The sequence below is a fragment of the Methanosarcina sp. WWM596 genome (assembly GCF_000969965.1).
Lineage (GTDB): Archaea > Halobacteriota > Methanosarcinia > Methanosarcinales > Methanosarcinaceae > Methanosarcina.
Genome location: NZ_CP009503.1, coordinates 1,910,059 through 1,922,155, shown reverse-complemented (window position 1 = coordinate 1,922,155; position 12,097 = coordinate 1,910,059). Strand labels below are relative to the sequence as shown.

Here is a 12,097-nt window from a genome sequence, read left to right as displayed (position 1 = left end):
TAAATATTTAATTTAGAGGTTTATTACTATTTATTTTGTCCATTAACCAAATTATTGATTCTGGATTTAAAAGATTTGAAGAAGGAATTTTTATTGTGACTGAACTTTTATTGTCTTTATGCTTGTAACTCTCATCAACATAGAACCAATAGCAACAATTTTTCATTATGAGACTATCAGGATTAGTTGTTAGCCAAGATTTTTTGCCATTTGGCAGGCATAAAAGAATAAGGATTAGTGGACAATGGTCATAAGGATCATTATAAGTATCAACGATGTCGTTATAAGTTTTTGCTTCTAGATTATACACTATACAATCATTTTTTAATTTCCAATTTTCAGTTGCTTTCAATTGGTAATCCAAATGAGCACCGGACATACACCGCCTACCATGTCTCTCTTTTACTTCCTTAAAATATCCATCAATTCCATAATCATCTTGATAAAAACCGACATTTAATCCAGCGATGGAACCTATTGCTAGGACGAAAGATCTATTCAATTTTTCCTTACAGTGTTCGTCAGTAATCAATATCGGCAGCCCTTTGCTATTTTTGCGTATAATGAATAACTCAATTTCTCAGATATTTTAGTACATTTAGGCAGGTGTAAATAAGCACAAATTCTACCTTCTAAATATTATTAAGCTTTTCGTTTTTGTTTTACCTTTTCTGTGAAGTTTTTAGTCCTGGAGTTACATTTCTAGAATTTGTAATTATATTGAGATCAAAATAATTTTTAAATTTGTTTTACCTGCTAACTAAATAGAGCATAAATCCATGCATTGTAGTTGAGAAATTCTCAAATTTGCATTGAATTAACCAATGGATAAGGCTTTCTGTCTGAATGTTTGATGGACGATTTTAAAACCTTTACGTTCATGCATCCATTATAGTTAATGCATTCATCAGAAAAGACCGGCCCCCTTCGTTGGCCGTTGAGTGCTAGGGGTCTAAAAACGATTTCAAAAAAGTGCTTCTGGCCTACTAAGAAAATCCAAAACGCTGCGCTATCGGGTGGATAAAAGGCAAAACAACGGTTGGAGAAAATCAAAATTCAATTAAAATGAGTAGTCTGTCCCTAAAAGGAACAGACAAATTAACCAACTTATTTCTTATCCATAACTTTCCTGTACATCCTCGCCTGGAACCCGTGATACTTCGCAAACCCTTCTGCATCCTTTTGGTCAATCGTCTGACTGTCAAATGAAACCAGATCCTCAGAATAAAGCGCATTTGGTGAGCTGCGGGCAAGGATCGTAAGTGCGCCTTTGTAGAGCTTTACTTTCACTGTGCCTGTAACCCTTTCCTGGGACTTGTCAATAAACGCATTCAAATCAGCATAAAGTGGCTCGTCCACAAGCCCGTAATAGGCAAGTTCGGACCACTGATCGTCGACGATCTTCTTGAACTTCAGTTCCCCGCGGGTCAGGACGAGTTTTTCAAGGTCGGCGTGGGCTGCGAGGAGGACGGTTGCAGCCGGATGCTCGTAGTTCTCACGGGCTTTTAAGCCAAGCACACGGTCTTCGATCATATCTGTCCTGCCGACACCGTGGGTGCCTGCGATTCCGTTCAAAGTTTTGATGAGGGGATAACCGTCCATCAGCTCGTTATTTAAGGAGACCGGGACGCCTGCTTTAAAGCCGATGTCAATGACGAGGGGCTCTTCAGGAGCTTTTTCAGAGGACTTTGTCCACTCGTAGATCTCTTCCGGCGGGACAAAAGACGGGTCTTCGAGCCTGCCGCCTTCGATGCTTCGGCTCCAGATGTTTTCATCAACGCTCCAGGGTTTGGACTTGGTAGCTTCGACAGGGATGCCGTGTTCTTTTGCGTAATTGATTTCCCATTCGCGGGTCAGGTTCATCTCCCGCATCGGGGCGATAACATCCATATCGGTCTGACGGAAAACGGCTTCAAAACGGAGCTGGTCATTGCCTTTCCCGGTACATCCGTGGGCGAGGGCTACTGCGCCTTCTTTAACGGCTACTTCGACCACTTTTTTGGCGATCAGCGGGCGGGCGACGGATGTACCCATGACGTAGCCTTCGTAGTTTCCGTTGGCTTTGATCAGGGGGAAGATGTAGTCTTTTACGAACTCTTCCTTTGCATCGATCGTGTAGTGCTTGTTGCTGATCTTTTCGGCTTTTGCATCAGCTTTTTTGATATCTTCTTCGGGCTGGCCTACATCGACCGCAATTGTGACTACTTCATCGTACCCGTACTTTTCCTTGAGGATGGGGATGCACACTGAGGTGTCAAGCCCACCGGAATATGCAAGTGCAACTTTCTTTACCATGCTTTTACTACCCCTTGTTTGGCGGATTTGTGATAAGAACAATAATGATTAACGTGTCAATAGATTAACGTGTCAATAGATTAACGTGTCAATAGATTAACGTGTCAATAGATTAACGTGTCAATAGATTAACATGTCAATAGATTAACGTGTCAATGAATTAACGTGTCAATGGTTTAACATGTCAATGGTTTAACATGTCAATGGTTTAACGTGGCAATGAATTAACGTGTTAATTGATTAATAAGTTTAATAAGTTTTATAAATTTTATAATTATGGGAGCAATATGCTAAGTCCTGATAAATTTGACAGCTAACGGGCTGGCAAGTTTAAAAACTGATTATCGTTTGCCGGAGGATGGAAAGCCACCCTGCCGGCTCTGATTCTCATTCAATTATTCCGTTTCCGCTGGCACAGCAGTTTTTTAAAGCAGTACTTTTCAGAGATCCTGCTGCCGGTCTTTTTCTTTACCTTACTGCTCCATCTCTTTATGGTACTCGTTGATGGATTTGATCGTTAGCGCTTCCCCTTTCTTCATGGTCTCGATCGCATCGGCTGCTGCAATTGCTGCCTGGATGGTAGTGATATAGGGGACCTTGAAGTCAACAGCTGCTCGCCTGATCCTGTAGCCGTCCTTGCGGGACTGCTTGCTTGTGGGTGTGTTAATAATGAGGTCAACCTCGTCCCTGCGCATCATATCAATAACATTCGGGCTTCCGTCGTGTACTTTCTTTACAGTGTCCATGAAGATCCCGCGCTGTGCTAGGTAGTTCACAGTTCCCCTTGTGCCCATGAGTTCAAGGCCTGCTGCCTGCAGTTTCCTGGCAGCTCCCACAAGTTCGGGTTTGTCTGCTTCCCTGATAGAGAGGAAGACCTTTCCTGTAAGGGGCAGGAGGTTATCAGCTGCAAGCTCTGCCTTATAGTATGCCCTTCCGAAGTCGTAGTCTATGCCCATAACTTCTCCAGTGCTCTTCATCTCGGGTCCGAGGACAGGGTCTGCTCCCGGCAGTTTGTCAAAGGGTAGGAGAACTTCTTTGATCGAGACATGTTTGGGCTTTGGCTCGTCCGTGTAGCCCAGGCTCTTTAAGCTGTGCCCGGCAATCACTTTGGCTGCAATCTTTGCAAGAGGGAGGCCGACCGCCTTTGAGACAAAAGGAATTGTCCTGCTTGAACGCGGGTTTGCTTCAAGCACAAAGACCTTTCCGCCTTTCTCTGCCATCTGGATGTTGATCAGGCCCTTGACCCTCAGGCCGAGCGCAATCTTTCGGGTGTAGTCCCTTACCTGGTCAAGTACGTCTTCTGAGAGCGACTGGGGCGGGATTACACAGGCTGAGTCTCCGGAGTGGACCCCGGCTTCCTCGATGTGTTCCATGATTGCCCCGATGAGGACTTCTTTCTGGTCACAGACTGCATCAACATCAATTTCGCAGGCGCCTTCCAGGAAGTCATCAATAAGGATGGGGTGTTCGGGAGAAACCCTGACCGCCTCTTTCATGTAGCGTTCAAGGTCGATTTCGTCATAAACGATCTCCATTGCTCTGCCGCCGAGCACGTAGGACGGACGTACCAGTACCGGGAATCCGATCCTCTGTGCAACCTTGATTGCTTCCTGCTGCGAGGTTGCATACCCGCCTTCCGGCTGAGGGATACCGAGTTTCTGCATAAGGAGGTAGAACTTTTCCCTGTCTTCGGCAAGGTCCATGTCATCAGGGTCCGTTCCCATGATCACGGTATCAAGGTCTGTCCTGTGTTTTAACTCCTTTTTCAGAGGGATTGCAAGGTTCACCGAGGTCTGCCCTCCGAACTGTACAAAGACACCGTCAGGTCTCTCACGTTCGATTACGTTCATCACGTATTCCATTGTGAGGGGTTCAAAAAAGAGCTTGTCCGAAGTGTCAAAGTCGGTTGACACGGTTTCAGGGTTGTTGTTAATGATATGGGTCTCTATGCCCTCTTCCCTGAGTGCGGTTACTGCATGAACGGTACAGTAGTCGAACTCTATTCCCTGCCCTATCCTGATCGGCCCTGCACCCAGGATAAGGATTTTCTTCCTGTCTGTGGGGTTTGTCTCACAGGTGGCTTCGTAAGTGGAATAGTAGTAGGGGGTTGCTGCCTGGAACTCGGCTGCACAGGTATCGACCATCTTGAAGGTAGCAAGAATTCCGGATGCATGCCTGAGGTCGCTTATTTCCTGCCTGGTCTTTCCGGTCAGTTCTGCAAGGCGACTGTCTGGGAAACCCATCTTCTTTACTTCGCTAAGGAATTCAGGAGTTAGTTCCTCTACACGGATGCGCTTTTCCATATCCACGATATTCTTCATCTTTGAAAGGAAGAAAGGATTGATGCTCGAAAGTTCGGCAATTTCCTTTACCGACATTCCCCTCTCAAGCGCGTGGAAGATCACAAAAAGGCGTTCGCTTGTGGGAGTCTTGAGGAGAGTTTTGATTTCGGGTTCTTCCCAGCGTTTTATTCCCAGCTGGGAGTCGATATCAAGAGACTTGAAAGCCTTCAGGAGGGATTCTTCAATTGTCCTGCCAATTGCCATGATTTCTCCCGTACTCTTCATGGCTGTGGTCAGGGTCTTGTCCGCAGTTACGAATTTGTCAAAAGGCCACCTGGGAATCTTTGTGATCACATAGTCCAGAGCCGGCTCAAAAGAGGCAGGGGTGCTCATGGTAACGTTGTTTATGATCTCATCGAGCGCCATCCCGATTGCAATCTTTGCAGTTACGCGGGCAATCGGGTAGCCCGTGGCTTTGGATGCAAGGGCTGATGACCTTGAGACCCTCGGGTTTACCTCAACAATGCGATAATCGCCTTCCTTTAAAGCATACTGGATATTGCACCCCCCTTCGATCTTGAGGGCACGAATGATCTTAATAGAGGCACTCCTGAGCATCTGGTGCTCTTCATCGGTCAGGGTCTGCGAGGGGGCAACAACTGCCGATTCTCCGGTGTGGACGCCCATGGGGTCGATGTTTTCCATATTACAAATCACGATGCAGGTATCATTTGCATCCCTCATGACCTCGTACTCAACCTCTGCCCAGCCGAGCACGCTTTCTTCAATAAGCACCTGATTGATGCGGCTGCGCCTGAGTCCGCGTTCCGTAATCTCAAGGAGCTCCTCTTTTGTGCGGGCAATTCCGCCACCAGCGCCACCAAGAGTGTAAGCCGGGCGGACAATCAGGGGCAAGCCGAGTTCTCCGACAACCTCTTCAGCTTCTTTTAAGGAGTGGACTGCACGGCTTAAGGGGACCTTTTCTCCGATCTTCAGCATGGTCTCTTTGAAGAGTTCCCTGTCTTCTGTGTTTTTAATGGCTTCTACAGGGGTTCCAAGGATCTGGACTCCGTATTTTTCAAAGACACCCCTTTCAGCAAGTTCACTGGTAATATTGAGGCCTGTCTGCCCGCCAATACCTGCAATGATCCCGTCCGGGCGCTCTTTTTCAATGATTTTTTCAACAATTCTGGAATCAAGAGGCTCGATGTAGACCGAATCCGCCATTTCGGGGTCGGTCATAATGGTTGCAGGGTTTGAGTTCACAAGCACAACCTGTACGCCTTCTTCTTTTAAGGACCTGCACGCCTGGCTTCCCGAGAAGTCGAACTCTGCAGCCTGTCCGATTGTGATCGGCCCTGAACCTATAAGCAAAACTTTCTTTATGTCCTCGTGTTTTGGCATCAGAGATCCCCTCCGAGGACCTTTACGACCTTGTCAAAGAATGTCTCCTCAGTATCCATGGGCCCTGCCTGGGCTTCAGGATGGAATTGCACACTGAAAATGTCCAGGTCTTTGTGGGAAACCCCTTCAACGGTTTTGTCGTTTGCGTTCAGGTACTTCACATAGAGCCCTGTCCCTTCAAGGGAATCCGCATCCACTGCATACCCGTGATTCTGGGAGCTTATGAAAATCTTGTTTTCAATAAGATCCTTTACCGGCTGGTTTCCTCCCCTGTGCCCGAACTTAAGCTTGTAAGTCCTAGCTCCCATTGCAAGGGAGATAATCTGGTGCCCGAAGCAGATCCCTGCGACCGGAATCGTACCTGCAAAAGCTTTTACGGCGTTGATTGCGTCTGTTGCTTTTTCCGGATCTCCCGGACCGTTTGAAACAAAAAGGAGGTCTGGCTCGTAACCTGCAATTTCCTTTGGTTTTGTAGTTGCAGGAACCAGGGTAAGGTCGATTCCCCTTTTATGCAGGTTGTTTATGATGTTGCGTTTTATGCCGAGATCAAACACAACTGCATGTTTGGGTTTTCCGCTGCCCTTCCATGCGCCTTCCGCTCCCGGGATAAAGAGGGGTTCCTTACAGGTTACAAGTGCGATAAGCTCTTCATCCGTTATCTGTGGAAAATTCCTTGCCACATCCACGGCTTCTTCTCCATCGTCACTGCCAGTAAGCAGGGCTGCCCGCATGGTCCCGCGCTCCCTTGCTCCTATAGTAAGCATACGGGTGTCCACGCCTTCAATTCCTGGTTTTCCTTCATCCTCTAAAAATTTGTGGATAGAACGAGTAGATTTGTAGTGATAGGGTTTTTTGCAGGCTTCCCGGACAACAAGCCCCTCCGCATGGATGTTGTCGGACTGGAAACGCTCCCCACTAACACCATAATTCCCTATAAGAGGGTAGGTGAACATTAAAATCTGGCCCTTGTAGGAAGGGTCAGTTAGAGCCTCCTCATATCCCGTAAATTGAGTGGTAAAAACAAGTTCGCCGCAAGCTGTGCCTTCGGCACCAAAACCGGTGCCCTTAATAATTGTTCCGTCTTCTAATCCTAGTACTGCTTTCATCATCTGAACCTGCGAGTAAATGTCATAAGACATGTATAAGTGTTGCGATGACTTTTTCGATTCCCTAATTTCTCATATATTTTCAGTTCTTTAATATATAAATATTTCAATTATAATATTTCATTTGGGAATCCGGCCTTTTAACTATATGAAATTTTTTACCCGAATCTCCCGGTGTTCAACATATATGTTCAATAATAATGTAATCTAATATGATCTCAAACATTAATGAACTACCAAGAAATTGACAAAAATATCTAATTTATTATCCTGGGAAAAATTTATATTTATAAATCCGAAAATGTTATATATATTCTCAATATGATCACGGGTTAAAAATAAATTCACCACAATGTTGAGAATATTGGACAAATCGGCAATTAATTGCCTATTTGTGTACATCTGCGGGAAATGAGATAAAACTAAAGTTATTCCCTGAAACCTCACTATGCTAAAGAAAAGGCAGATTTCATACTTTTAGATCCTGAATTCATATGTGATTTATAACAGTTTTAGTCTCCTGCATATTTATAGTATATACGAATTCCGCAAAAATAATATATATGATGAGGTTACAAATTACAGCCAGGAAAATAAGCAGTTTAATATGTAAAAAATAGAAAGTTCTCTTTAATCTATATATTCAGTTGTCTGAAATTAATAGTACAAAGAGTAGATTAATTCGAATAAAATTTAGTTTTTATTTCCCGGATTTTTGTGACAATTTTTTACCTATCGTAAAGACTGTTGATGATTTTTAAAAACAAGTTCGGTTAAACCGGGGTATTATTATGGACAAAAATATAAAACTTGAAGTACGAAACATTACTAAAGTTTTTGGTAAAAACCCCTCTAAAGTAATTTCTCTTCTAAATGAAGGCTTATCCAAAAGTGAAATTTTTGAAAAGACAAAACAGACTGTAGGGCTCAACAACGTTAACTTTGAGGTTTACGATGGAGAGATTTTCGTAATAATGGGACTTTCAGGCTCCGGAAAATCCACCCTCCTGCGCTGCTTGAATCGCCTTATCGAACCAACAAAAGGAGAGATCCTGATCGACGGGCAAAACATTACCAACATGAACTCTGAGGAACTGAGAAGTACCCGCAGGAGCAAGCTTGGAATGGTTTTTCAGAATTTTGCCCTGTTGCCTCACAGGTCTGTCCTGGATAATGTGGCTTACGGGCTTGAAATCCAGGGGATTCCTAAAGAAGAACGCTACTTAAAGGCGCATGAAGCCATAGAAACCGTAGGGCTCAAAGGTCAGGAAAATAGCAGGATAACCCAGCTCAGCGGTGGCATGAAGCAGAGGGTAGGGCTTGCAAGGGCGCTTGCTAATGACCCTGACATCCTGCTTATGGACGAGGCTTTCAGTGCCCTTGATCCCCTTATCAGGAGTGATATGCAGGACGAGCTGCTTTCTCTTGAGGACAGGGTGCAAAAGACAATTATTTTTGTCTCCCACGACCTGGACGAAGCCCTGAAAATCGGAGACCGCATAGCACTCATGAAAGACGGGGAAGTTGTTCAGATAGGGACCCCTGAAGAGATCCTGACCGAACCTGCAGATTCCTATGTTTCGAGGTTCGTTGCAGGGGTCGACAGGTCCAAAATTCTTACCGCTGAATCGGTTATGAAACGACCGGACCCCGTCATATCCATCAATTCCGGGCCCAGGGTTGCCATTCAGTTGATGAGAGACCATGGAATCTCCTCGATTTATGTGGTTGAGGGGAAGAACAGGCGCCTGAAAGGCATAGTTATGATAGTGGATGTCCTTGAAGCCCTGAAAAAAGGAAAAAGCCTTGAATCAGTGGTGATTTCGGATACCCCCCGCGTAGCTCCAGATATGCCTCTTAAAGAGATAATCCCTCTGATTGCTGAAAGCCAGTACCCTCTTGCAGTAGTCAATGATTCCGGAAAGCTACTCGGGATTATAGTCCGGGCCAGTGTGCTCGGTGCCCTTGCAATTTCCGGAGAGAACGAGCAGGATGACGTTCCCGAAGAAAAAGCTCCCGAAGAAAAGCCTCTCGGAGAAAAAGCTTCAGAAGAAAAGCCTCCTGAAGAGAAGCCTCCCGAAAAAACAGTTCCCATCGATAAAAATGAAGGAGACGCTGGGCAACCACCCGAAGGCTCAGGCGGCCCAGGTGACCCTGGCAGTATAATAAATAACGGAATTGACAACGGGCCTGTGCCTGCAGAAGCAGGAGCAAATAATAGAGCGCCTGCCAAAACCCCTGACAAGTCTGATACCATACCAGGCCCTGAGGTGAAAACATGCTAATTCCCCGAATCCCTATCGGAGACACGGTCGAGTTTTCTGTGGACTGGATCGAGGGCAATTTCGGCATATTTCTGGACTTTATAAGCGATCGGCTTGATTTCCTGATCACGGGTTTAAAAGACGTGCTTCTTTTCCTGCCTCCTGAACTCTTTATCCTTGGTATTTCCCTACTCGCCTATTTTGCGGGGAAACGCAATATCAAGCTTGCAGTCGGGACTGCATTTGGTTTTTTCCTCATCCAGAATATGGGTCTCTGGGTGCTCTCGATAGAGACGCTTGCCCTCGTGATCTCCTCTGCCCTGCTTACCCTGATTATAGGGATTCCCGTAGGGATCCTCTGTGCAAAAAACGAAATGCTTTACCATATTGTAAAGCCCCTGCTTGACCTCATGCAGACCATGCCGTCTTTTGTGTACCTGATCCCTGCCCTGATCTTTTTCGGGCTCGGAAACGTCCCGGGGATGATCGCAACGGTTGTCTTTGCCATGCCTCCCGCAATCAGGCTTACCAACCTGGGGATCAGACAGGTCCCAAAAGAGCTAAAAGAGGTCGCAGACGCCTTTGGATCCACGGGATGGCAGAAGCTTACAAAAGTGGAATTGCCTGTGGCTCTCCCGACCATTATGGCCGGGGTCAACCAGTGCATTATGCTCTCCCTTTCCATGGTCGTTATTGCAGCTATGATCGGAGCCAGAGGGCTCGGTTACCAGGTCCTTTTCGGGATCCAGCGAGTGGACATCAGCATGGGCTTCGAAGCAGGGCTTGCTATTGTCATAATAGCGGTTGTCCTGGACAGGATTACCCAGAACCTCAGTCCCAGGTAAAAACGTTCCACTCCCGATGCCTTCCTGAAACAGGCACCTGGGATTCAGAATACCTGGGATTCAGAATTTCACTTTAACAGGGACACCCCCTTCCGACAGCACCACATAGTGCCACAAAATACAGACAGTATAAAACAGTGTCTAAAACAGTTTCTGGAAGAGGTGCATCACTAACTTCAATCCCCTGAATATTCTAAAATAAGAAGAAAACTGGACATCAGAAGTCCGGAAATCTGAATAAAAACCAAAATAGAAATAAATTCGAAAATAGGTTGTAGATATTTTGACCAGTAAAAAATTAAACCCTGAAAGAAAAAAGATCGGATCGATTCTTACAATCGTTCTGATCATAGGGCTTACCCTCTTTGCGGCAGGCTGTGCAGAACAAGGAGATGAAGCTGTAGAAGGAGCAGAAGTTTCAGAAGTAGCAGAGTTAAGCGAGCCTGTGAAAATAGGATATGTCTTATGGGATGGGGAGATTGCAAGTACCAATGTGATGCAGCAGGTTCTTGAACAGGCAGGATATGAAGACGTTGAAATCATTGCAGTTGATGTAGGTCCCCTTTATCAGGGGCTCGCTGACGAGCAGTTTGATTTCACCACATCTGCCTGGCTTCCCTATACCCACCAGACCTACTGGGAAACTTACGGAAACCGGCTAGACTCTGTCCATACAAACCTCGAAGACTGCAGGATAGGACTTGTTGTGCCTTCCTATGTAACTATTAATTCCATTGAAGAGCTCAACTCCGAAAAAGACAAATTTGACGGTAAGATAATCGGCATTGACCCAGGAGCAGGCATCATGCAGGTATCCGAAGACGCAATTTCCGAGTATGGCCTTGATATGGAGCTTGTCTCAGGCAGCAGTGCTGCGATGACCGCCTCCTTGAAAAAAGCCATCGACTCCGAAGAATGGGTAGTTGTGACTCTCTGGTCTCCCCACTGGTCTTTTAACCGCTGGGACCTCAAGTACCTTGATGACCCTAAAGGCGTTTACGGCGAAGCTGACCACGTTGAAACCCTGGCAAGGCTTGGACTCAAAGAAGATAAACCCAACCTCTACGGCATCCTGACCCGCTTCCAGTGGACTCATAACGATATCCAGGCAGTAATGGTGGATATTGAAAACGGAATGGCTCCTGAAGAAGCCGCAGCAAATTGGGTCAAAAGTAACCCTGAAAAAGTTAACGAATGGATCGGAGAGAAGTAAATTTCTCTTTCATTTTCCATTTATCTTTTTTACCTGATTTTTTATTTCGCCGTTCTTTTGCAATACCGATTAGTGTCGTCGATATCCACCTCAACCACCGCTACTGTAGCTGTTTCCTCCACTGGAATCGCTATCAACACCGGAACTACTCCCCAGCACAGTTATTGTAGTAAACTTTGAATCTGTACCATCTGGCGTTGTTTACTATAAGGCAAGCTGTATAGTTTCCCGGTGATAAATAAGTATGAGCTGGATTCTGTTCGTTTGAAGCAGCTTCATCCCCAAAGTCCCAGTTCCACCCAGTTGCATTTTCTGAACTGTCGGTAAACTGAACTGAGAAAGGTGCAAAACCTTCACTGACATTGATGCTGAAATTAGCTACCGGAAATACTGATTCCGGATCCGGAAAGATTGCAAGTCCCCCAATAAAAACATCGATATTTACTGTTGCTGAGACAGTATCGTTTGAGGTGTCAATTGCAGAGACATTGTTGCTATAATAACCGGCCCTGGTTACCACATATACCTTTTCTCCATTAGGTGTGACTGCAATTCCATTAGGAACTTCTCCTACTTTCACCTTGGTTATAATTGTTCCTGTGGCTATGTTAATTACAAAAACAGCCTTAAATTGTGTTGCGATCCACTTGTAATGTATACAAATGGCCACGTGGATGACATCCTATTT

Annotated in this window: 8 protein-coding genes; 3 read left to right on the top strand and 5 right to left on the bottom strand. The window is 45.5% G+C overall.

The window, feature by feature from the left end; translation table 11 throughout:
- Window positions 1-7 precede the first annotated feature (7 nt).
- The 4 genes from MSWHS_RS08475 to carA all read right to left on the bottom strand — a co-directional run bounded on the left by MSWHS_RS08475 (window position 8) and on the right by carA (window position 7,087).
- Window positions 8-532, bottom strand: coding sequence for a DUF4365 domain-containing protein (locus tag MSWHS_RS08475; RefSeq protein WP_052722659.1), 525 nt, complete (start codon window positions 530-532; stop codon window positions 8-10).
- A 575-nt stretch (window positions 533-1,107) separates the two neighbouring features.
- Window positions 1,108-2,295 (bottom strand): argininosuccinate synthase, encoded by a 1,188-nt coding sequence (locus tag MSWHS_RS08470; protein WP_048158926.1) that lies wholly within the window; start codon window positions 2,293-2,295, stop codon window positions 1,108-1,110.
- A 473-nt stretch (window positions 2,296-2,768) separates the two neighbouring features.
- Window positions 2,769-5,981: a carbamoyl-phosphate synthase large subunit gene (gene carB / locus MSWHS_RS08465; RefSeq protein ID WP_048127985.1), complete on the bottom strand. Its 3,213-nt coding sequence runs from the start codon at window positions 5,979-5,981 to the stop codon at window positions 2,769-2,771.
- On the bottom strand, window positions 5,981-7,087 hold the full coding sequence (gene carA, locus MSWHS_RS08460; protein WP_048130365.1) for a glutamine-hydrolyzing carbamoyl-phosphate synthase small subunit: 1,107 nt from the start codon (window positions 7,085-7,087) through the stop codon (window positions 5,981-5,983). The genes carB and carA overlap by 1 nt, the downstream gene beginning before the upstream one ends.
- Before the next feature lie 791 nt (window positions 7,088-7,878).
- Between carA and MSWHS_RS08455 the strand changes: the two genes are divergently transcribed.
- The 3 genes from MSWHS_RS08455 (at window position 7,879) to MSWHS_RS08445 (ending at window position 11,409) form a co-directional block, all read left to right on the top strand.
- Entirely contained in the window at window positions 7,879-9,372 is a 1,494-nt protein-coding gene (locus tag MSWHS_RS08455) for a glycine betaine/L-proline ABC transporter ATP-binding protein (RefSeq protein ID WP_048127988.1), read from the top strand.
- Window positions 9,366-10,196: a proline/glycine betaine ABC transporter permease gene (locus MSWHS_RS08450; RefSeq protein WP_048127990.1), complete on the top strand. Its 831-nt coding sequence runs from the start codon at window positions 9,366-9,368 to the stop codon at window positions 10,194-10,196. The genes MSWHS_RS08455 and MSWHS_RS08450 overlap by 7 nt, the downstream gene beginning before the upstream one ends.
- 283 nt (window positions 10,197-10,479) lie before the next feature.
- Window positions 10,480-11,409, top strand: coding sequence for a glycine betaine ABC transporter substrate-binding protein (locus MSWHS_RS08445; RefSeq protein WP_048127992.1), 930 nt, complete (start codon window positions 10,480-10,482; stop codon window positions 11,407-11,409).
- A gap of 145 nt (window positions 11,410-11,554) precedes the next feature.
- Here MSWHS_RS08445 and MSWHS_RS21455 read toward each other — a convergent pair whose 3' ends face one another.
- Window positions 11,555-12,079, bottom strand: coding sequence for a PKD domain-containing protein (locus MSWHS_RS21455; protein WP_231585672.1), 525 nt, complete (start codon window positions 12,077-12,079; stop codon window positions 11,555-11,557).
- Window positions 12,080-12,097: the final 18 nt, after the last annotated feature.

Bases quoted from the DNA above. Each gene is read 5' to 3' on its own strand.
- MSWHS_RS08470 (WP_048158926.1), bottom strand. From the start codon at position 2,295: ATGGTAAAGAAAGTTGCACTTGCATATTCCGGTGGGCTTGACACCTCA.
- carB (WP_048127985.1), bottom strand. From the start codon at position 5,981: ATGCCAAAACACGAGGACATAAAGAAAGTTTTGCTTATAGGTTCAGGG.
- carA (WP_048130365.1), bottom strand. From the start codon at position 7,087: ATGAAAGCAGTACTAGGATTAGAAGACGGAACAATTATTAAGGGCACC.
- MSWHS_RS08455 (WP_048127988.1), top strand. From the start codon at position 7,879: ATGGACAAAAATATAAAACTTGAAGTACGAAACATTACTAAAGTTTTT.
- MSWHS_RS08450 (WP_048127990.1), top strand. From the start codon at position 9,366: ATGCTAATTCCCCGAATCCCTATCGGAGACACGGTCGAGTTTTCTGTG.